Genomic DNA, 21486 nt, shown 5'->3' on the forward strand with positions numbered 1-21486 from the left:
CGATTCTGCTTGGCGATTGCGCGCCGTCGCGCTACCTCTGGCGCGTGACAGAGCAGCCACGCCTTGCCGACCGGAATGCCGCCGTTCTCCTGCCGGAGCCATTCGTCAAATGGTTCGGGGAAAAGGGCTGGTCGCCGCGCGCTCATCAGATCGAGTTGCTGGCAAGGGCACAGGCAGGGCAGTCGGTGCTGCTGATCGCGCCGACCGGCGCCGGCAAGACGCTGGCCGGGTTCATGCCGTCACTGACTGAGCTGGCCAGTCGGCCGAGGCGGAAACCGGGACAGGCGCATCGCGGCATCCATACGCTCTACATCTCGCCGCTGAAGGCGTTGGCCGTCGATATCGAACGCAATCTTGGCAAGCCGGTGGAGGAGATCGGCCTGCCCGTCACCATCGAGACGCGCACCGGCGACACCCCCGCCCACAAGCGCCAGCGCCAGAAGCTGGTGCCGCCCGACATCCTGCTCACCACTCCCGAGCAACTGGCGCTGCTCATCGCGGCACCCGATGCCCGGCGCTTCTTCGAGGATCTGCGCTACGTCATATTCGACGAACTGCATTCACTGGTGACCTCAAAGCGCGGGCATCTGCTGGCGCTCGGCCTGGCGCGGCTGCGCGGCTACGTGCCTGGCCTGCAAACGATCGGGCTTTCCGCTACTGTCGCCGAGCCCGACGAATTGCGCCGCTGGCTGGTTGGGCAGAACCCGCCCAAGAACTCAGAAAGCCCCGCCATGGCCGGGCTGATCACCGTCGCCGGCGGAGCGAAGCCCGACATCTCCATCCTCGACTCGCAGGAGCGCGTGCCGTGGTCCGGCCATTCGGCGCGCTACGCCATTCCCGAAATCTACGAGGCGATCAAAAAGCATCGCACCACGCTTCTGTTCGTCAACACCCGCAGCCAGGCCGAACTGCTGTTCCAGGAATTGTGGCGGGCCAATGAGGACGCGCTGCCGATTGCGCTGCATCATGGCTCGCTCGACGTCGGCCAGCGCCGGCGGGTCGAGAAGGCGATGGGCGAGAATGCATTGCGCGCCATCGTCGCCACCTCGACGCTCGACCTCGGCATCGACTGGGGCGATGTCGATCTGGTCGTGCATGTCGGCGCGCCGAAGGGGGCGAGCCGGCTGGCGCAGCGCATCGGCCGCGCCAACCACCGCATGGACGAGCCGTCCAAGGCGATCCTGATCCCGGCCAACCGCTTCGAGGTGCTGGAGTGCCGGGCGGCGCTCGACGCCAACTATCTCGGTGCGCAGGACACGCCGCCATTGATCAAGGGTGCGCTCGACGTGCTCTCGCAGCATGTGCTGGGCGTTGCGTGCGGCGCGCCTTTCGATGCCGATCTGTTGTTCGAGGAGGTGCGCGGCGCAGCACCCTATGCGGCCCTGGAGCGCGAGACCTTCGATCGGGTCGTCGACTTCGTCGCCACCGGCGGTTACGCGCTGAAGAACTACGAACGTTACGCCCGCATTCGCAGGACGGTCGATGGGCTGTGGCGCGTGTCGCATCCGCGCGTCGCGCAGCAATATCGTCTGAATGTCGGCACTATCGTCGAAATGCCGGAGCTCAACGTGCGCTATGTCAGGCAGGGGCGTGGCATGGCTGGGCGTGGCGGTCCGGTGCTCGGCAAGATCGAGGAGTATTTCGCCGAAACCTTGCGGCCCGGCGACAATTTTTTATTTGCCGGCAAGGTTCTTCGCTTCGAGGGCATCCGCGAAAACGAATGCGTCGTCTCCAACGGCGCCGGCGCCAACATCATCGTGCCCTCCTATGCCGGCGGCAAGTTTCCGTTGTCGACCTATCTGGCCGACCAGGTGCGCGGCATGCTGGCCGATTCCAGCCGCTGGCAGGCGCTACCCGAACAGGTGGCCGACTGGCTCCGACTGCAGAAGGAAAAATCAGTGCTGCCCAAGCGCGGCGACCTGCTGGTCGAGACCTTTCCGCGCGGCAACCGGCACTACATGGTCGCCTATCCCTTCGAGGGCAGGTTGGCGCACCAGACGCTCGGCATGCTGTTGACCCGGCGGTTGGAGCGCGCGGGCGCGCGGCCGCTAGGCTTTGTCGCCACCGATTATTCGCTTGCGGTCTGGGCGCTGGACGACATGGCGGCGCTGTTCAAGGCGAAAAAGCCCTCGCTCGGCGCGCTGTTCGACGAGGACATGCTGGGCGACGATCTCGAGGCCTGGCTGAACGACAGCTGGATGCTGAAGCGAACCTTCCGCACCTGCGCGGTCATCGCCGGGCTGATCGAGAAGCGCTTTCCCGGGCAGGAGAAGAGCGGCCGCCAGGTGACAGTGTCGGCCGACCTGATCTACGACGTGCTGCGCAGCCACGAGCCGGACCATATCCTTTTGCAGGCGACGCGCACGGACGCTTCGGCTGGGCTGCTCGATGTCAGCAGACTTGCCGAGATGCTCTCGCGCGTGCGCGGTCGAATCGTGCATAAGCATCTCGAACAGATTTCGCCGCTGGCGATACCGGTGATGCTGGAGATCGGCAAGGAACCCGTCAATGGCGGCGCCAACGAGACGCTGCTGATGGAAGCCGCCGATCTGGTCGAGGAGGCCATGGGCCGAGGATAGAAGCAATTCCAGGAAGAGTGTGTAGCGGTTTTCCCGGGAAAAACGCGTAGCGCTTTCCCTAGGGAATCGCGCAAAACAGAAGATTGAAAGTGACGAGGGGATGAATTTTTCGCTGGCGCGCGCATCGCTGATCGCCGAGGCCGACATGGTCGGCATCGCCGGCGAGCGTGCGGTCTGCGATCGGCGCGGTGTGCTCTATTTTCCCGAACTTAGGCTCCTGGCGGTGTCGGACCTGCATCTGGAAAAAGGCTCATCGCTGGCGCGACGCGGCGCGCTGATCCCGCCCTATGACACTGGTGCGACCTTGCTCAGGCTGCAGGCGGTGATCGCTGACTATCAGCCGGCGATCGTCATCAGCCTGGGCGATTCATTCCACGACGGCGGCGGTGCCGAGCGCATGCACCAAAGCTTCCGCGAGCGGTTGGAAGCGTTGATGGCCGGCCGCGACTGGTTCTGGGTCGCCGGTAACCATGACCCGGACGCGCCAGCCGACCTGCCAGGCGAGACCGTGCGGGAACTTGCCATCGGTTCGTTGCTGTTCCGGCACGAGCCTTCCGCAGTCAGGGTTGAGGGCGAAATCGCTGGCCACCTGCATCCTTGCGCCCGCATCGTCCAGCGTGGGCGCTCGGTACGGCGGCGCTGCTTTGCCGCTGATGGCGGCCGCATGATCATGCCGGCCTTCGGCGCCTATACCGGCTCGCTCAACGTGCTCGACCGTGCCTATGCCGGGCTGTTCCGCCGCGAGACGCTTATGGCCTACATGCTGGGCGCTGAACGCATCTTCGCGATTTCGCATGCGATGCTGCGGCCGGGCTGAGTCTTACGGCAACAGCACTGTTGCGCCGGTCGTTCGCCGTGCTTCGAGCCGGCGGTGCGCCTCGGCCACTTCGGCAAGCGGCATGCGGGCGTGGACGGGAATTTTCACCGCACCGCTCAAGACGACATTGAAGAGATCCTCGCTCATGGCGACAACGTCCTCGCGCTTGGTGAGATGCGTGAACAGCAATTGCCAGGTGGCGAACAGCGAGCCTTTCTGCATCAACAGCATGATGTCGAATGGGGGGATCGGTCCTGACGCCGTGCCGAAGCTGACGAAGGTGCCGAAGGGCCGCAGGCAATCGAGCGAAGCAGGGAAGGTTGCCTTGCCGACGCCGTCATAGACGACGTGGCAGCCCTCGCCATTGGTGATCTCTTTCACCCGCGTGGCAAAGTCCTGCCTGCGATAGTCGATGACATGGTCGCAGCCATTTGCGCGCGCAAGTTCGGCCTTCTCGGGCGAGCCGACCGTGCCGATGACGGTAGCGCCGAGATGCTTCGCCCATTGCGTCAGGATGAGGCCGACACCGCCGGCCGCGGCGTGCACGAGGATGGTATGGCCCGCCTCGACGCGGAAGGTGCGGCGCAGCAGATATTGCGCCGTCAGTCCCTTCAGCATCATCGCGGCGCCGGTTTCGAAATCGATGGCGTCGGGCAAATGCACGACGAAATGGGTTGGCACGATGCGCTCCTCGGCATAGGCGCCAAGCGTCTCGACATAGGCGACGCGGTCGCCCGCGGCGAAGCCGCAAACGCCCTCGCCGACCGCAACGACCTCGCCGGCGCCCTCATTGCCGGGTGTGAACGGTAGGCCGGGTGGCGCATATTCGCCGGTACGGAAGTAGACGTCGACGAAGTTGAGGCCAACCGCCCTGTTGCGCACGCGGACCTTGCCCGGTCCGGGCTGGCCGATGTCGACATCCTCGTAGACGAGCACATCGGGCCCGCCATGGCGGTGAACTCTGATCGCTTTCACGTGGCTTCTTCCTTGCACTGCTCTCTCGTGGGTCGGAGATAGCGCATGGCAAGACATCGTTGTAGACTGATATCGATGACATCAGAGTTCACGGAATATGATATCTGAACAAATCGGCCTCGACCTTCTTCGCTCCTATGTGGCGGTCTGCCGGCAACGCAGCTTGAGCAGGGTCGCCGCACAGACCGGCCGAACCCAATCGTCGCTAAGCATGCAGATGCGTCGGCTTGAGGGTCTGCTCGAACGGCAATTGTTTCAGCGCACCGGCCGTGGCGTCGTGCCGACAGCCGACGGGGAACTCTTTCTGGGTTACGCGACCCGCATTCTGGCTCTGGGCGATGAAGCGGTGGCGCGTCTGCGGCAGACCGACATCGGCGGTGGTGTGCGCATCGGTCTCGCCGAGGAGGTTACTACTGCCGCGCTCTCGGCAGCACTTGGCCGGCTTCATCGTGCCTATCCCGACATCAGCCTCGACGCAGTGGTCGAGCACAGTGTCTCGCTAGGACAGCTCTGGAGTGAGGACGGGCTGGATATCATGATCGCCCCGACGTCTGTCGTGGTCGCTGATGCCTTGACGACTTGGAACGTCGAACTGCAATGGGTCTGTGCCCTGGATTATGTGCTGGATCAGGAACGGCCCCTTGATCTCGTCGCCTTTGCCGCACCCTGCCTCTGGCGCAGGCGTATGATAGAGGCGCTGGTCGACGCCGGCCAGGAGCACAGGATCGCCTTGTCGAGCCAAAGCGTCACGGGCTTGCAGGCGGCGATCGAGAACGGACTGGGCATCGGGCTGCTTCCGCCCGAATCCGTGCGCACCGCTTCGATGCGGGTGCTAAAGACATCGGTCGGCCTACCCCAGCCGCTCACAGTCCAATACGGTCTCTACGCTCACGACCGCAGGACACAAGTTGTCGATGCCGCGATCGATGTTTTGCTGAAGGATTTGCCGGCGGCCTCCGGACCACGGCCGGCGTGACGGCGAGAGCGCTCTACCGGCCATAATAGAGCGTAACCGTATGCTTCGCCTCGGCGAAGAACAGCCAGCGCTCGACCAGCATGCCGGCGAACTGGACGATTGCCGCGAGCACCGACAGCGCCGTCGCAATCGGCCAGGGCAGGGCGAACACTGTGGCGAGCAGCAAGACCGGCAAGGCGAAAGCCAGCAATTGCGTGATCTGGCGGAGCCGGAAGCTGTGCTTGCGCGCGATGCGAAAGCCCATTTCCTTGAGTAGATAGTTTTCCTCGGTATGCGGCCATTCCAGCGATCGCACCGTGCCGCCGGCCAGCCCTGTCGCGGTGTTGGCGCTGGTCGGGATTTCCAGCCGATCATTGTATCGCCAGGTCGCCAGCTTCCAGCCCCAGCCAAGCAAGCTCAGCAGCAGGCAAACTGCCTGAAGGATGTTCGAGCCGACGGCAAAGCCCTGCAGCAGCGCGTTGAGAAGCACACTGCCGGTCATCGCTGAGAAGATGAGATAGGCTGGCAAGGTGAAGCGGCTGTGCCACTGGGCGATCGGCTTCAGCGAGGCATAGATCATGCCTGTGGTGCAGACGGTGACGACCGCGCCGATGGCCGCCAGCAATCCGGCAACGGCCACCCAGCCGCCTGTATGGCCGAAAAAAACCCAGCCTATCCCGAACAGCCCGGCTGGGACAAAGGTGACGACAGACGCGACACCCTCGCGCGACAGCCAGGAACTGCGCCATTGCGAGAAGGCGCGCCAGGCGCGTTCGGGCCGGCCGAGATGGCCGGTCGACGACAGCAGGCCGGCGGCGATCAGGCCGAGCGCCAGCCCCATGCCGATAAGGCCTAACCAGAAATCAGGTGCGATGAAGCCCAGTCCGGCAAGCACGCCGAGCAGCGCGAGCAGGCCGTAACCGGCGCCCGTGGCGGTGGTGAAGAAGACGACCGAGAAGGCTGGATGCATGGATGTCAGTTCGAAAGCATGCGGTCGACCCAGCCGAGGAAACCACCCTCGGCCCGCACCGGCTCGAGCGCCGGCGCTGGCACCGATGCCGCGCGTTGGGTATGGGCACGCGGCGGCAAATACTTGTTGGTCGGGTGATAGCCCAGCTCCGGCATAAGGTCGACGCCGCCGCGCTCAGCCACCAATTGCGACACGGCCGACAGGGGATCGCCGAGGTCGCCGAAATGCCGGGCGCTGGTCGGGCAGGCGGCGACGCAGGCCGGCACGCGGTCTTCCTCGGCCAGATTGTCGTTGTAGATGCGGTCTACGCACAGCGTGCATTTCTTCATCACGCCGACATCGCCGTCGAATTCGCGCGCCCCATAGGGGCAGGCCCAGCTGCACAATTTGCAGCCGATGCATTTGTCCTCGTCGATCAGCACGATGCCGTCCGAGGCGCGCTTATAGGAGGCACCCGTCGGGCAGACGGTGACGCAGGCCGGCGTCTCGCAATGCAGGCAGGAGCGTGGGAAGTTGACTGTGCGCCCGCCCATCTCGGTCGTGTGCTCGTAGCTGTGCACGCGGTTGAACCAGACACCGTCGACATTGCCGCCATAGGGATCGATGTCGGTCAGCGGCGCCATGTGGCCGCCGGTGTTCCACTCCTTGCAAGCCGTCACGCAGGCCTGGCAGCCGACGCAGGTGTCGAGGTCGATGACCAGGCCGAGCTTCCTGTCGGTATGGGCGGGAAGGCAGGTCATTCGGCGGCTTCTCTTTTCATGCGGAACTCGGCGCCGAAACGGAGCGTGTCGGGCGAGGGTTCGAAATGCGGCGGCTGGCGGAAGCGCTCGAACTGCGGTTCAGTGAAGCCGGCTTCCTCGACCGCACATTTGACGATTCGCACTCTGAGGTCGAACCACGCGGCCTGGCCGGTGACTGGATCGGAGTTCGAATAGCGCTTGCCGTTCGCATCGGCAGACGTCTGGTCGCCGATGATGTGGTTGAGCAAAAAGCCGCGATTGCTTTCGGCGGCGTCGTCCTTCAGCCCCCAACTGCCGCGCCGCTTGCCGATGGCGTTCCAGGTCCACACCGTGTCTGCGTTGACGCCGTCGACCAGCTTGATCTGCCCCTTGACCCTGCCGTTGATGCTCTCGATCCACACCCAGTCGTCGTCGACGAGCCCGAGGCTCGCTGCCGTCCGGTGGTGCACGAACAGCCGGTTCTGGCTGGTGATTTGCCTGAGCCAGGCGTTCTGCGAGCCCCAGGAGTGATACATGTGCATCGGCCTTTGCGTCAGCGCGTGCAGCGGGTATTTCTGGAGGTCGACCACGGCTTCCTCGAACGGCGCGTACCAGAACGGCAGCGGGTCCATATAGGTCTCGATGCGGTTGCGCTCGGCTTCCGGCGGCAGCACCCTTCCATGGCCACGCGCCGCAAGGCGGAAGCGCTGCATAGGCTCGGAATAGAGCTGGAAGACTATCGGCTCCGCTTCGGGGATGAAACCCATCTGCACGGCGAAGTCGAGATAGGAGCGGTTGGCCATCTTGTAATAGCGCTGGTCGGCGGCAAAGTCGTGGTGCCAGAAGCCGCCATTGTCGATGTAGCGCTGCAGTTGATCGGGATTAGGCTTGCCCTTGCCGATCGAAGTGCCGTCCTTGCCGCGCCAGCCGGCAAGCGGGCCGATGCCGGGCGTGCGTTCATGATTGACGATGTAGTCGGCATAGTCGTCATACTTGGCCGAGCCATCGTCATCGACGAAACCGGGCAGACCGAGGCGCGCGCCGAGTTCGATCAGCACGGACTGGAACGGCCTGACGTCGCGGTCCGGTTCGACCACGGGATGGCGGATGGCGTCGCCCGGCCCGTCGGCATGGCTGATTGGCCGGTCGAGCAGGCTGATGCAGTCGTGCCTTTCGAGATAGGTCGTGTCCGGAAGCACGAGATCGGCGAATGGCACGGTCTCGGAATAATAGGCATCGGAATAGATGATGAACGGGATCTTGTAGTTGCCGGCCTCGTCGCAGTCGGTAAGCATGGCGATCGTCTCGACGGTGTTCATCGACGAGTTCCAGGCCATGTTCGACATGTACATCATCAACGTGTCGATAGGGTAGGGATCGCCGGCCCAGGCGTTGCGGATCACCGTGTGCATCAGGCCGTGCGCGGCCAGCGGCGCGTCCCAGGAGTAGGCCTTGTCAATGCGAAGCGGCGTACCGGCTTCATCGACCAGCAGGTCGTCCGGCCCGCAGACGAAACCGAGCGGCATGCCTTCCAGCGGTGTCATCGGCCTGACATTCTTGCCCGCGGGCTTCGGTCCCGGCGGCGCCGACCGGGGATAGGGTGGCTTGAAGCGGAATCCGCCCGGCACGTCCACCGTTCCGAGCAGCACTTGCAGGAGATGGATGGCGCGGCAGGTGTGAAAGCCGTTCGAATGGGCCGAGATGCCGCGCATCGCGTGCATCGACACCGGGCGGCCTTTGATCGTTTCGTGGCGGCGGCCGGCCCAGTCGGTCCAGGCCACCGGCAATTCAATCGCCTGCTCGAAGGCGACATGGGCAAGCTCGGCGGCGATCCGGCGGATCGTGTCGGCGGGAATGCCGCAGCGTTCGGCGACCGCGTCGGGAGCATAGCTCTCGTGCAGATAGCGCTCGGCGATCAGCTGGAACACCGGCACGCAGCGGCGCCCGTCGACCGTGAAGCTGCCGGTCAGCGCCGGTTTCGCATCGGGGTTCGTGGCGTTGACGGGGGTCTTGGCCACCCTGTCCCAGGCCAGCGAGTTACCGGCGCCGTCGCGCGCGAACAGCCCGTTATCGGTCGCGCCCGGCTCCTGGATGACGAGGACGTGGGCATTGGTGTAGCGCAGCAAATAATCGAGGTCGACGCGGCCGGCCTTCAGCAGCTCATGGATCAGCGCGAACACGAACAGGCCGTCGGTGCCGGGCCTGATGCCGATCCAGTCGTCGGCGATGGCATTATAGCCGGTGCGGCACGGATTGATCGAGACGACCTTGGCGCCGCGCGCCTTGAGCTTGCCCAGGCCGATCTTGATCGGATTGGAATCATGGTCCTCGGCGACGCCGAACAGCATGAAATATTTGGTGTTGTCCCAGTCGGGTTCGCCAAACTCCCAGAACGAGCCGCCGATCGTATAGAGCCCGCCGGCCGCCATATTGACCGAGCAGAAGCCGCCATGGGCGGCGAAGTTCGGCGTGCCGAACTGGCTCGCCCACCAGCCGGTCAGCGACTGCGACTGGTCGCGTCCGGTGAAGAAGGCGAGCTTCTTCGGATCGGTCCGGCGGATATTCGAAAGCCGTTCCGCTGCGATCGAAAAGGCTTCTTCCCATTCGATCTCACGGAATTCGCCGGAGCCGCGCGGACCGGTGCGCAGCAGCGGCTTCTTCAGCCGTGCCGGGCTGTAGTGCTGCATGATGCCGGAACTGCCCTTGCCGCAGATCACGCCGCGATTGACCGGATGGTCCTTGTTGCCGTTGATATAGCGGACCTTGCCGTCCTTGATGTGGACATCGATGCCGCAGCGGCATGCGCACATGTAGCAGGTGGTCTTGGCGATGCTGTCGGAGACGCTTGGCGAAGTATCGACGCCGTCACCCTCGTCGGGCGCGCGCGTGTCGGCGAGCGGCCGTTGGGACGGTGCGGAATTGGCGCCGCGCGGCGGTCGTTGTGTCATGGTCTGCCCGAACGGCTCTGGATCTTGGCTAGCGTCTTCGGTCCGGGGCCACGCATGTAATGCTCTTCAGGATGATAGCGGTCGCCCGCAAGCCGCCGCCGCAGCCCGCGCATCCAATGGGCAAATAGGGATTTGAACCGCCCGATCAATTTCCGCCCTTTACGGTTATGCCGCGATATTTTTCCAATTTCGTCCGAAAATTTAGAACAAACCAATTGATCTGTCTAACAAGTTGCTCTTGTAATTCCAATCGGATTTGTTTCTTAATTCTAGCATGACCCTGGACCAGTTGCGCATCTTCGTTGCCGTCGCCGAGCGCGGCCACATGACCAAGGCGGCCGGGCTTTTGGGCATCTCCCAATCGGCGGCTTCGGCCGCTATCCGTTCCCTTGAGCAGCAGCATGGCGTCCAGCTGTTCAACCGGGTCGGCCGCAACATCGAGCTTGCCCAGACCGGGCTTCGGTTCCTGCCCGAGGCCAAGGCTGTGCTCGAGCGCGCGGCGACCGCCAGCAATGTGTTGGAGCATGTCTCGCAGACGATATCAGGCAGCCTCTCCATCGCCGCCAGCCAGACCATCGCCAGCTACTGGCTGCCGCGCCGGCTGGCTTCTTTCCATGAAGCCTATCCCGCCGTCAGGCTGAGCGTCACCATCGGCAACACGAGACAGGTCGAAACCCACGTTCTCGATGGCACGGCGGATTTCGGCCTGGTCGAGGGGCGCACCGAATCCGACGTGTTGCGACGCGCCAAGGTCGATGTCGACAGGCTGCTGCTGGTCGTGGCGCGATCCCATCCAAAGATCGCTGTAGCGCCGCACGGCACCCCCGATATCAGGGCGCTGCGCTGGATCATCCGCGAAGCCGGCTCAGGCACGCGCGAGGTGCTGGAGGATCTGGCGCGCCGCCAGGCGGTCTCGTTCGCGGATCTTCAGATATTCCTCGTCCTGCCGAGCAACGAGGCAATCCGTCAGGCGGTCGAAGCCGGCGCCGGCGCCAGCATCATTTCCGAACTTGTCGTCGCCGGCGCGATTGCTGATGGCAGCCTACGCTCGGTGCCGATAGACCTGCCGCGGCGCGACTTCGCCATCATCACTCACCGCGACCGGCAGGCAAGTCTCGCCCAGATGGCGCTCAAGGCGCATCTTAGTGCCAAACCCGTGGCATCAGCGTGAGCGGATCAGCCGAACTTCCGTTGGGCGTCCAGCGCCAAGCCAAGCCCGACTGAGCCGAACATGTCGCCTTCGATGACGGAAGCCTGCGGCACCAGTGCCAGGATCTGCTGCCTGGCCAGTGGGATCGCCGTCGAGCCGCCGGTCAGGAACACCGCTGTGATATCGGCCGGCTTCACCTGAGCATCCCTGATGGTCTGCTCGACCGTGGCGGCCACTTGCCCGATGTCTCGGGCGATGGTTGCCTCCAGCCCGGCGCGCGTAATTTCGGCGGCGAATTCCACCCCCGGCAGCGCAACCGCGACCTGCGCCGACAATTGCTCGGTCAGTTCGATCTTGGCTCGTTCGACCAAGGCGGCCAGCGCGTGCCCGTAGCGATGCTCGACGATATGAATGAAGCGGTCGACCAGATCGGCGCGTTCCGCCTCGTAGCGGATCTGCCTGAGATGCGTCATCGCCCTGGTGGTGTAGACGAGGTTGATGCGCTGCCATGTCGCCAGGTCGATGAAATAGCTGGCCGGCAAATTGCGCTTGCCGTCCTTGGTAGGCGTCAGGTAGCCGAGCTCGGGCATCACATGGGCGATGCTCAGCAGCCGGTCGAAGTCGGTGCCGCCGATATGGATGCCGCGGCTGGCCAGTATATCGTCCTTGCGGTCGAGCGAGCGGGCGCGCTGCGGTGACACCCGCACGATCGAGAAGTCGGATGTGCCGCCGCCCATGTCGACGATCAGCGCCAGTTCTTCCTTCGCAACCTTCTGCTCGTAGTCGAGCGCCGCCGCGATCGGCTCGAACTGGAAGGCAATATGCTTGAAGCCCTGGGTGCGGGCGGCGTTCTCAAGCTCGCCCTGCGCCTTCGCATCGGCTTCCGGATCGTCGTCGACGAACTGCACCGGGCGGCCAAGCACCACGCTCTCGACCGTCTCGCCGGCATCCTCTTCCAACCGCTTCTTCAGATGGCCGACGAACATACCCACGATCTCCATGAAGCCGATCGACCGTGCCTTGATGCGCGTCTTTTCATGGGCAAGCGAACTGCCGAGTACGCTCTTCAGCGAGCGCATCAGTCGACCCTCGACACTGTCGGTGTATTCGGCGATGGCGCGGCGGCCGAAATGGGTTTGGTTGTCTTCGAAATTGAAGAACACGGCACTTGGCAGCGTCACCTGGCCGTCCTCCAGCGCCACCAGGCACGGCCGCCCGTTGCGGGTTATGCCGACAGTGGAATTTGACGTGCCGAAATCGATACCGCCGAATGCTGGTCGCATCGCAAGATCCTGTATTCTTGATTTGGGGAGCGACAGCTCGCGCTTCGGCCAGGCCGGGGCACGCGGTCTAACCCATGAAGCTCGAAAGGGGAACAGTCTTTCGAAAAAGATCAGTCCTTGCGGAAAACGAGCCTTCCGAGCCAGCCCGTCAGCATGGCCAGCGACACGGCGAAGACGCCGTATAGGAAGGAATAGTCGTGCGCGACGCGGAAGATTGACTGTTCGAAGCCGGACTTGCGGATTTCGAGTTGCGCAGAGCTTTCCTTGAGGAACAGGCCGCTTTTGAACAGGAAGGCGCGGGCCTTGTGGGTGCCGACCGGTACGTTGGGCGCAAGCCTGACGGTGGCGCGAAACAGGTTCTGCGACAGGAACTGCACGCCGCCGACATTCTCGCTGTAGAGGCCGGTCGCCGATTTGCGCTCGCGCAGTGCCGCGGTGAATTCCTGGATCGTCGCCGGGCTGTCGCCGGCGTCGGCCGGCTGCATGTAGAGGTTGGAGGCGCCGAGCGACAATTGTTTGTAGCTGTTAGGGTCGGTGACGTCCTGCAGCGGCCGCGTCGTCGCCACCGAATAGGACACCGGAACGTTCTCGAAGGTCTCGGATTCGAGATTGATCCAGATGCCGAGCACCCGGTCCTTGCGGCGCACGACGACCGGCCGGGCCGGCCCTTCCAGAACGACGATGACATCGTATCGCCCCTGGCGCGCCACAAGCGGGTCGGCGTTCTCCAGCGAGCCGAAAATGGTCAGGTCGGCGCCGGAAAACCCGGCCGTGATCGAGACATTGTCGGTGGACAGGCCGATCTGGATGTTTTCGGTCGGCGGCGTCTGTGCAATCGCCGGGAAAGCGGCGACCGACAGCGACAGCAAGGCAGCGGCCATGAACGCCCTCAAGCCCGCCATTAGTTCAGGTCCACGGCGGAGAGCGAATAGAGGTTGGGCGGCGTCACGAAAAGATCGATGGCAAGCCGGATCGCGACCGCCAGCACCAGCAGCGCCAGCAACGCCCTGAGCTGCTCGCCGCGCAGCCTCTGGCCGGCCTTGGCGCCATATTGCGCGCCGGCGACGCCGCCCGCCATCAGCAGGAAGGCAAGCATGACGTCGACCGTCTGGTTGGTGGTGGCGTGGACCAGTGTGGTATAGGCCGAGGTGAAGATGATCTGGAACAGCGAGGTGCCGATGACGACGTTAGTCGGCACTTTCAGGAGGTAGATCAGCGCCGGCACCATGATGAAGCCGCCACCGACGCCCATGATCGACGACAGGAAACCAATGCCGGCGCCCAGTCCAAGCACCGGGATGACGCTGACGAATAGCTTCGAAGCCCTGAAGCGCATCTTCAGCGGCAAGCGGTGGATCCAGTTGTGCTGGCCGGATTTCTTCAGCACGGGTGCCGCACCGCTGCGGGTGGCGCGTAGGGCATTGACGCTCTCGACCAGCATTAGCCCGCCAACTGTGCCGAGCAGCACGACATAAAGCAGCGAGATGAACAGGTCGAGTTGGCCGAGCCGGCGCAGGAACCCAAAGACAAAGATGCCGGCGGTGGAGCCGACGATGCCGCCGGCCAACAGCACCCCGCCGAGCTTGAAGTCGAGTGTACCGCGCTTCAGATGCGACAATGCGCCGGAGAAGGAGGAGGCGATGACCTGGTTGGCGCCGGTTGCGACCGCGATCGCTGGCGGAATATTGTAGAAGATCAGCAGCGGCGTGATGAGGAAGCCGCCGCCCACCCCGAACATGCCCGACAGGAAACCCACCGCTGCGCCCATGGCCAGCAGCACGAAGACGTTGACGGAAATTTCCGCGATCGGGAGATAGATGCCCACCCGTCAGTCTCGATCAGTATGCCTGTCGGCGAATGCAACCGTTGCGGGCATCTTGCGCCAAAAAAGCTAAATTGTTCTTGCGCCGGCGATGCAGCGAAGTCAAACCTCGCCGCGCCGCCGAAACAAAAAACAACTCAATCAGTTAACAGGCAAATGTATGGCAAGGGCATCGTGTAAACGACGCATCTGCCGTTATTTGCGCGCCAGCAGCGCCTTGATCAGCTTTTCGTCGACCATGCCGGTCGCCTTCATCTTGTTGTCGGTCTGGAAGGCCATGATCGCGGTCTTGGTTTTCCCGCCCATCACGCCGTCGTCGTTGCCGGCCTCATAGCCGTTCTTGTTGAGGATGCGCTGAATGTTCTGAACCGCTTTTTTCATATCGACGCTGGCGGTGGTCTGGGGCGTGCCGTCCTGCCAGGATTCGGGAATGTCGGCCGAATTGGCCGCCGGATCGAGCGGCTTTGCCTTCCACAGTTCGGCGGCGGCGCGTGCACGCTCCAACTGCTCGGGCCTGAGCGCGTTGGCGATCTCGTCGCGCTTTGCCGCCGCGTCCTTGTCGCCGGTCTTGGCGACAAGCGCGAACCATTTGTAGGATTCCTCGAGGTTCTGCTTCATCCCCACGCCTTTCGCCGCCAGGATGCCGAGATTGAACTGGCTGTCCTTGACGCCGAGATCGGCGGCGGCCTGGAACCACTTGGCGGCCGATTCATTGTCGGTCACGCCGTCCGCCGCCATGGCGAAGAGCACAGCCAGATTGTGCATGGCGCTGGCATTGCCCTGTTCCGCTGCGAGCTGGTACCAGGTCTTCGACTTCTTGACGTCGCGCGCCACGCCGATGCCCTTCTCGTAGAAATTGCCGATGCGGTACTCCGCCGGGGCGAAGCCGAGTTCGGCTGATTTCTCGTACCATTTGGCGGCCGCGGCCATGTCTTCCTTGACACCGCGCGACTCGGCGTAGCGCGAGCCGATCTCGAACAACGCCCTGGCGTCGCCGTCAGCCGCCGCGTCGCGCAAGGCTGCCGGGCCGGCATCGGCCGGTATGTCGATCTTGGCAATGGCTGGCGTCGTCGAAGCATTCCCGGGCGGCACCGTGCCGGTCATGTCCTGGGCCGTCGGCGTGGTCGCCGGCGCAGTGGCCATTGGCTTGATGTCGGCAGCGGTGGGTTGCACGGATGCAGGCGCAGCCGCTTCTGGAGTCGCGGCCATTGGATCAGGCGATGCCGCCGAAGCCATTGGAGCAGGAGCCGTGGGAGCAGGGACCGGCTCCTCGGACACGGAGTCCATCGGGGTTTCGGCGTTGGCCGGCGCGCCGAGAACGGTCTGCGCCGTCATGTCGTCCTTGGTCTGGGATGCGGATGGCTCTGCCTGCCTGACAGCGCGGGCCGACTCGCTGTCCTGATCTGCGATTTGCGCAGCCGTCTTCGGCTCGCTGGTGGTGCCGGCCGACGTGGTTTCCACCGGCTGCGCCGCCACGATCGGCGCCGCATCGTTGCTGGCCATTTCGACAGGGTCGGAGAAAAAGGCCTTACCCAGCTGCTGCCCGGAAATCGCCAGCAGGATAGCGGTTGTCCCCATCAGAAGCGGCTTGCGTCGCTTCTTGAGCAGGTCGCCTATTCTGAGCGCCTTAACCGGGCCGCTCTTCGTCGACTGCCGCTTGAGAACCTCAGCCTCGGCAGCGGCCGCTTGTGCCGCTCGCCGCGCCGCCGCGATGAAATCCGAGTTCGCCGCACCGGCATCGCCGGTCTTGGCGGCCGTCCCGCGCTCATCGCGAACGCGCTTCATGATGGCATTGAGGTCGGGTGCGCCGGAGCCGGGTTCCAACGGCCGGTTGGCGAGCTTGGGGTCGAGCGGCTCGTCGAGGTCGACGCTTGGTATCTCGACGCCAGGCTCCGAGCCGGGAAGCGGTGGAATGTCCGCCTCCTTCTTGCTCTTGAAAGCACGCGCCAGTCCGCCGAACATCGACTTGCGGCCGCCGGCCTGTTCGTCCTGCTCTGGCAGCTTGTCGGAGCCGAGCGCCGCCATGGCCGCCGCCGCGGCGGCTTCGGCCGGCGTGCGCGGGTTCGGCTCGTTGCGCATGATGGCAGCGGCACGGCTCTCGAGCTCGGCCATGTCACCCATCAGCGGCAGTGGCTGGTCGATATCCATCGACGGCGCGGCCCGAACGGCCACCTTCGCCCGCCGCCCGCCGCGCCAACTGTCCGGCTCGGGCGGCGCATTCAGAAGTTCACTCACCGCGTCGGTCGGCTCGCTGGTTTCCAGCGACCCCAGCCGGTCGACGATCTTCAGCAGCGTGTCATGGATGGCCTCGAAGGTTCGCGAATTGCGCTCGTCGGAACGGCGCGTCAGGGCTTCGAGCGTCTTCAGATCCTGGGCGAGCCCGGAAACGGCCGCGGCGTTGGCGCTGGAGCCGGCCAGCGAATGCACGGCGTTCTCGGCTGCCTCGCGCGCCGCGGTGAGGATGGAATCGCGGGTTCCAGCCAGCGACTTCTCGATTTCGTTGAGGCGCGGGCTGATGTCCTCGAATTCCGGCAGTGGTGTGCCAGGCTTCGAAAGATGGGCCGACAGGCCCGCGACCTGCGCTTCCAGGCTGCGGATCAGCGCCGGGTCGATACCAGCGACCTGCGCCGCGGACGAATCCAGACGGCTGGAAATATCTTCCAGCCGGCTTTCCAGGCCACGGATCGCCGCCTCGCCGGCGGGATCGGGAGCACGTGTCTCAATGCGCTTGGCGAGCGCGGTGAAGCGCGCGTCGATGGCGTCCATGATACCGGCGCTGTCGACCTGCGACGTGCGCTGGTCCAGCCTGTCAGCGACTTCGTCCAGCCGGCGTTCGAGATCGCGAAACAGCATGTTGCCCTGTTCGATCGCGTCGCCCTGGCGGCGTTCCATCATCCCGGACAGCACGTCGAAACGCTGTTCGAGGCCCTGGAAAATATATTCGGCGTCCGGCATGGCGGGCGCCCGGTCGATCTTGTCGGCAATGAGCGCGATCTGCTTGCCGAGACGCTCCATCGCCTGCTCCGGCAGATTGGCGCGCCCGGCTAGGTCGTCTACCCGGCTCGACAGCATGTTGAGTTGGTCGATGACCTGATTGCCAGGGCGATCCTGCGCGACCTCCTCGATCTGCTGGGCAAGCGAGGCGATGCGTTTCTCGATGCGTTCGAAGGGTTCCGGGTCGAATGAATTGGCTTGCGCTGCGACGGTCGAGGCGACGATGGCGCGGGAAATCTCGTCCAGCCGCTCGTCGATCATGCCGAATGTGCCGCTGCTGCGATTGTCCTGCTGGCTGGCGAAATGGTCGACGGCGCTGGCCAGCGTGCGGACCTTGTCTTCGAGCGACCGCAGCGACAGCGATTCCGGCAGATTGTTGACGGCATTGCTGATCTGTTCGAGCCGGTCGGTCAGTATCGCAAGGCCGGGCGCGTCCGATCGCTTCTGCTGATCGGCATCGACGCGATCTTCGAAAGCGCTCCAGCGGCGGTCGAATTCGTCCCAGCGGCGGCCGACCGCTTGCACGCTTTCCTCGCGCGCCAGCGTATCGAGCGCGGCCTTGACCTGCTCCAGTTCGAGACGAAGCATGTTGACGCTTCTGTCGTCGCTCTTTTCGGCCAGGGTCTGGATGGCGCCGGAAAGCCGTTCGAACTCGACGCCGAGTTCGGCGCTGCCCTTGCCGCCACCCGACTGGCCGCCCGGCTGAGCGCTTGCATGGAAGGCCCGCTCGATATCCTTGCGCAGCGCATCGAACTCGCGCTGCAAGCCGACGGTCATCTGGTGGCGCAGTTCTTCACGCAGGCCGCGCAATTCGCCGGCGATCTTGCCGACCACGGCGACGCCGTCCTCCTGGCCGCGCACGCGGTCGATGTCTCGGGCGATCGCCTGATAATTCTGGTCGAAGGCGCCCGGCGCCGTACCTTTCGGCTGCTGCTGCGCGGGGCGCGGCTCCTCATACCAGCGCTGCTGGCCATAGGGCTGGGCGCTGGCATAGCGCGACTCCGCGGCCGGTCGGCGCGGATCGGGACGCGTATTTGCGTCCTCGCGCGTGCGCTCCAGCCGCTGCTCCAGCGTTTCCAGGGAACGGTTGAGCTCCTCAAGCGTGGTATGCGGCCGGCGCTGCCTGCCGGCGTTGAGTGTATCGAGATAGGACCGCTTGCTGTTCATCAATGCGCCCGTTTCAGAATTGCTGGCTTAAGGCCAGTTTCCCAAAAGTCCTGCCGGGAACGAGGCGACCGCGCGGCTTTGCTGCGGTGGAAGGCGAACTTCCCGGGATTTCACCCGCGCTTCGAAAAAACCGTGAAAAATTCGCTACAGGATAAACACGGGGTACCGACATGCGCACATTTCGCCCAACGTGGTAAACAACGCGTTAACCAAGCTTAAGAAGTTGCAACGTTGTTGGGACTGCCCTTGCGCGAGGTGTCCGTGCGACGGGGGATGCGGCATAACGTTCCGCCCGCACAATGCCCTTGCGTCGTGAGACGGCTATCGGTATAGAATTGACGTAAACGTAAAAGGTGCACAGACCGCGTCTTTTGCGATTTATTTGTTGAAACCACGACTGGAAGCACGCCCCCGCTTCCACTCAGGCGACGCAAGGTCCCGGACCGCGATGCCACCAGACGGGGAAAGCCAGTGACCATGAAACTTGTTTCGCCCGGCGAAGCCGCGGCCAATACCAATGATATGTCTGTCGAAGCCGGCGAGGACCTTGCTCGCATCGGTGAGATGGCCAAGAAATACGGAGTAACGCTGCGCACGCTGCGTTTCTACGAGGACAAGGGCCTTCTCAATCCGCAGCGCGACGGCTCGACGCGCCTCTACACGCGCCGCGACAAGGCGCGGCTGAAACTGATCCTGCTCGGCCGCAAGGTCGGATTCTCGTTGCGCGACGTCAAGCAGATGATGGATCTCTACGATCCGACCGGCTCCAACACCAAGCAGTTGCGGCTGGCGCTCGACAAGTCGGAGAAGCAGCTTGCCCGCCTGCAGAAGCAGCGGGCGCTGATCGAGGACGCCATCGGCGAGCTGAGCAACTCGATGGCGGCTGTGCGCCAGATGCTGATCGAGCGTTCGCCGCAGGCTAGCGTCGCCAGCTAATCCGCCCGCCGGCTTCCGGCGAACGGCCTTCAGACGAATGAGAGCCGCGTGGCTTTGCCGCGCGGTTCTTTGCGTTGCTTCAAGATTACCCCACACGAAGACATTCCACGTTCCGCGCTGGCTTACGAGGCGTCACGCCGCTACGCTAGGCGAGAGGCGTCGGGAAAATTTGTCGCATCAAAAAATTGACGTTTACGCAAACGTCAATTTTTGCTATCCCGACTTCAACATTGGTCCGCCTGCCGTGCAGGACTTGATTTAGGGGCCAAGTCCGCATGGTGGAGGGAAAGCATGCCGATCTACAGGGCGCCGGTCCAGGATACGCTGTTCGTGCTGAACGAGGTGCTGGGCTACCAGCGCTATTCCAATCTTCCCGGATTTTCCGACGCGACGCCTGATGTGGTCGAGGCGATCCTCGCCGAGGGCGCCAAGCTCGCCGAAAACGTCATGCAGCCGCTGAACCGCGTCGGCGACGTGGAAGGCTGCGTGCGCCATGACGATGGCTCGGTGACGACGCCGAAGGGCTTCAAGGAGGCCTTCGACCAGTATCGCGAAGGCGGCTGGATGGGGCTCGCCGCACCGGTGGAATTCGGCGGGCAGGGCCTGCCCTACGCGGTTCATACCGCGGTCGCCGAATATATGGTGTCGGCCAACATGTCGCTGATGATGTATCCCGGCCTGACCCAGGGCGCGATCGCGGCCATCATCACCCATGGCACCGACGCGCAGAAGGCGACCTGGCTGCCGAAGCTGGTCGAGGGCGCCTGGACAGGCACCATGAACCTGACCGAACCGCATTGCGGTACCGATCTTGGCCTGCTGCGCACCAAGGCCGTTGCCAACGGCGACGGCACCTACAAGATCTCGGGCCAGAAGATATTCATCTCGGCCGGCGAGCACGACATGTCGGACAACATCGTCCACCTCGTGCTGGCCCGCATCGAGGGCGCGCCGGAAGGCGTGAAGGGCATTTCGCTGTTCATCGTGCCCAAGCTCAAGCTTGATGCCGAGGGCAGTCCGGGCGAGAGGAACACCGTCTCCTGTGGCTCGATCGAGGAGAAGATGGGCATCCACGGCAATTCGACCTGCGTCATGAACTATGACGAGGCCGAAGGCACGTTGCTCGGCGAGGCGAATGGCGGGCTGAAGGCGATGTTCACCATGATGAACGAGGCCCGCCTCGGCGTCGGGCTGCAAGGACTGTCGCTCTCGGAGGTCGCCTACCAGAACGCCGTCTCCTACGCCAAGGATCGCCTGCAGGGCCGCTCGCTGTCCGGGCCGAAAGCGCCCGACAAGAAGGCCGATCCGATCATCGTCCACCCCGACATCCGCCGCTCGCTGATGACTATGAAGGCCTTCAACGAAGCCGGTCGCGCGCTGGCGCTGTGGACGGCGATCAAGTCCGATATCGCCCACCGCTCCGGTGACGACAAGGATCGCCAGGCCGCCGACGACTACACCGGGTTGATGACGCCGGTGGTCAAGGGCGTGCTCACCGACAAGGGCTTCGATCACGCCGTCATGGCGCAGCAGGTGTTCGGCGGTCATGGCTATATCGAAGAGCATGGCATGAGCCAGTTCGTGCGCGATGCCCGCATCGCCATGATCTATGAAGGCGCCAATGGCATCCAGGCGCTCGATCTCGTCGGCCGCAAGCTTGGCCTGAACGGCGGCCGCGCCGTGCAGGCCTTCTTCAAGGAGGTCGGCGAGTTCTGCGAGGAGAACCGCACCGACGAGAAGATGGCGCCCTTCACCAAGGCGCTGAAGAAGGGCCTCAATGATCTGCAGGCGGCGACCATGTGGCTGGTGCAGAACGGCATGGCCAAGCCCGACAATGCGGGTGCTGCCTCGACCGACTACATGCATCTCTTCGGCCTCGTAGCGCTGGGCTACATGTGGGCGCAGATGGCCAAGGCCGCCGGCGCGAAGCTGGCGAACGGCGCCAACGGTGCTTCGTCCTTCTACGACAACAAGCTGGTGACGGCGCGCTTCTTCATGGAGCGGATCATGCCGGAGACGTCGGCGCATCTCGCCCGCATCTCCAGTGGCGCGGACACGCTAATGGCGCTGCCGGCGGAAGCGTTCTAGGTTCGACGTTCCCCTCCCCCTTGAGGGGAGGGTGGCCGCGAAGCGGCCGGGAGGGGTCTTAGCGGCAGTGCGCCGACCTCCCA

At 64.1% G+C, this 21486-nt stretch carries 14 protein-coding genes; 6 read left to right on the top strand and 8 right to left on the bottom strand.

The features are described from left to right. The first annotated feature begins 44 nt into the window (after positions 1-44). Together OHD62_RS05295 and pdeM are read left to right on the top strand one after the other, a co-directional pair. Entirely contained in the window at positions 45-2579 is a 2535-nt protein-coding gene (locus OHD62_RS05295) for a ligase-associated DNA damage response DEXH box helicase (RefSeq protein ID WP_263781401.1), read from the top strand. Positions 2580-2679: 100 nt separating this feature from the next. Beyond that, a complete protein-coding gene (gene pdeM, locus OHD62_RS05300) occupies positions 2680-3396 on the top strand; it encodes a ligase-associated DNA damage response endonuclease PdeM (protein WP_263781402.1) in 717 nt (238 codons plus the stop codon). A 3-nt stretch (positions 3397-3399) separates the two neighbouring features. On the opposite strand, the gene OHD62_RS05305 is transcribed toward pdeM, so the two are convergent. Further along, positions 3400-4428, bottom strand: a complete 1029-nt coding sequence (locus OHD62_RS05305) for a quinone oxidoreductase family protein (RefSeq protein ID WP_263781404.1) — start codon at positions 4426-4428, stop codon at positions 3400-3402. A gap of 40 nt (positions 4429-4468) precedes the next feature. Between OHD62_RS05305 and OHD62_RS05310 the strand changes: the two genes are divergently transcribed. After that, positions 4469-5347 (top strand): LysR substrate-binding domain-containing protein, encoded by an 879-nt coding sequence (locus OHD62_RS05310; RefSeq protein WP_263781405.1) that lies wholly within the window; start codon positions 4469-4471, stop codon positions 5345-5347. A gap of 13 nt (positions 5348-5360) precedes the next feature. Here the strand turns inward: OHD62_RS05310 and OHD62_RS05315 are convergent, their stop codons facing one another. From OHD62_RS05315 to OHD62_RS05325, 3 genes are read right to left on the bottom strand one after another with little or no spacing between them, the layout of a single operon-like run. Further along, positions 5361-6296 (bottom strand): dimethyl sulfoxide reductase anchor subunit family protein, encoded by a 936-nt coding sequence (locus OHD62_RS05315; RefSeq protein WP_263781406.1) that lies wholly within the window; start codon positions 6294-6296, stop codon positions 5361-5363. A gap of 5 nt (positions 6297-6301) precedes the next feature. Beyond that, complete coding sequence (locus tag OHD62_RS05320) at positions 6302-7036, bottom strand: 4Fe-4S dicluster domain-containing protein (RefSeq protein ID WP_263781408.1); 735 nt, start codon at positions 7034-7036, stop codon at positions 6302-6304. Then, a complete protein-coding gene (locus OHD62_RS05325; protein WP_263781409.1) occupies positions 7033-9963 on the bottom strand; it encodes a molybdopterin oxidoreductase family protein in 2931 nt (976 codons plus the stop codon). The genes OHD62_RS05320 and OHD62_RS05325 overlap by 4 nt, the downstream gene beginning before the upstream one ends. Positions 9964-10237: 274 nt before the next feature. Here OHD62_RS05325 and OHD62_RS05330 point away from each other — a divergent pair, with 274 nt between their 5' ends. Further along, a complete protein-coding gene (locus OHD62_RS05330; RefSeq protein ID WP_263781410.1) occupies positions 10238-11134 on the top strand; it encodes a LysR family transcriptional regulator in 897 nt (298 codons plus the stop codon). Between the two features lie 5 nt (positions 11135-11139). Here the strand turns inward: OHD62_RS05330 and OHD62_RS05335 are convergent, their stop codons facing one another. The 4 genes from OHD62_RS05335 to OHD62_RS05350 all read right to left on the bottom strand — a co-directional run bounded on the left by OHD62_RS05335 (position 11140) and on the right by OHD62_RS05350 (position 18379). Further along, positions 11140-12396, bottom strand: a complete 1257-nt coding sequence (locus OHD62_RS05335) for an Hsp70 family protein (RefSeq protein WP_263781411.1) — start codon at positions 12394-12396, stop codon at positions 11140-11142. A 110-nt stretch (positions 12397-12506) separates the two neighbouring features. Next, entirely contained in the window at positions 12507-13298 is a 792-nt protein-coding gene (locus tag OHD62_RS05340) for a TIGR02186 family protein (RefSeq protein ID WP_263781413.1), read from the bottom strand. Further along, positions 13298-14221 carry a sulfite exporter TauE/SafE family protein gene (locus OHD62_RS05345; RefSeq protein ID WP_263781414.1) on the bottom strand — a complete coding sequence of 308 codons (924 nt, stop codon included), beginning with the start codon at positions 14219-14221 and terminating at the stop codon, positions 13298-13300. Before OHD62_RS05345 ends, OHD62_RS05340 begins: the two co-directional genes overlap by 1 nt. A gap of 192 nt (positions 14222-14413) precedes the next feature. Then, a complete protein-coding gene (locus OHD62_RS05350) occupies positions 14414-18379 on the bottom strand; it encodes a peptidoglycan-binding protein (protein WP_263781416.1) in 3966 nt (1321 codons plus the stop codon). 477 nt (positions 18380-18856) lie between these two features. Here OHD62_RS05350 and OHD62_RS05355 point away from each other — a divergent pair, with 477 nt between their 5' ends. Together OHD62_RS05355 and OHD62_RS05360 are read left to right on the top strand one after the other, a co-directional pair. Further along, positions 18857-19315, top strand: coding sequence for a MerR family transcriptional regulator (locus tag OHD62_RS05355; protein WP_263782299.1), 459 nt, complete (start codon positions 18857-18859; stop codon positions 19313-19315). Positions 19316-19606: 291 nt separating this feature from the next. Continuing rightward, complete coding sequence (locus OHD62_RS05360) at positions 19607-21403, top strand: acyl-CoA dehydrogenase (protein ID WP_263781417.1); 1797 nt, start codon at positions 19607-19609, stop codon at positions 21401-21403. The last annotated feature ends 83 nt before the right edge of the window (positions 21404-21486 follow it).

It is taken from the genome of Mesorhizobium sp. YC-39 (assembly GCF_025753795.1).
GTDB lineage: Bacteria > Pseudomonadota > Alphaproteobacteria > Rhizobiales > Rhizobiaceae > Mesorhizobium.

Coding starts and splice junctions, on each gene's coding strand:
- pdeM (WP_263781402.1), top strand. CDS start 2,680: ATGAATTTTTCGCTGGCGCGCGCATCGCTGATCGCCGAGGCCGACATG.
- OHD62_RS05305 (WP_263781404.1), bottom strand. CDS start 4,428: ATGTCTTGCCATGCGCTATCTCCGACCCACGAGAGAGCAGTGCAAGGA.
- OHD62_RS05310 (WP_263781405.1), top strand. CDS start 4,469: ATGATATCTGAACAAATCGGCCTCGACCTTCTTCGCTCCTATGTGGCG.
- OHD62_RS05315 (WP_263781406.1), bottom strand. CDS start 6,296: ATGCATCCAGCCTTCTCGGTCGTCTTCTTCACCACCGCCACGGGCGCC.
- OHD62_RS05320 (WP_263781408.1), bottom strand. CDS start 7,036: ATGACCTGCCTTCCCGCCCATACCGACAGGAAGCTCGGCCTGGTCATC.
- OHD62_RS05325 (WP_263781409.1), bottom strand. CDS start 9,963: ATGACACAACGACCGCCGCGCGGCGCCAATTCCGCACCGTCCCAACGG.
- OHD62_RS05330 (WP_263781410.1), top strand. CDS start 10,238: ATGACCCTGGACCAGTTGCGCATCTTCGTTGCCGTCGCCGAGCGCGGC.
- OHD62_RS05335 (WP_263781411.1), bottom strand. CDS start 12,396: ATGCGACCAGCATTCGGCGGTATCGATTTCGGCACGTCAAATTCCACT.
- OHD62_RS05340 (WP_263781413.1), bottom strand. CDS start 13,298: ATGGCGGGCTTGAGGGCGTTCATGGCCGCTGCCTTGCTGTCGCTGTCG.
- OHD62_RS05350 (WP_263781416.1), bottom strand. CDS start 18,379: ATGAACAGCAAGCGGTCCTATCTCGATACACTCAACGCCGGCAGGCAG.
- OHD62_RS05355 (WP_263782299.1), top strand. CDS start 18,857: ATGAAACTTGTTTCGCCCGGCGAAGCCGCGGCCAATACCAATGATATG.
- OHD62_RS05360 (WP_263781417.1), top strand. CDS start 19,607: ATGCCGATCTACAGGGCGCCGGTCCAGGATACGCTGTTCGTGCTGAAC.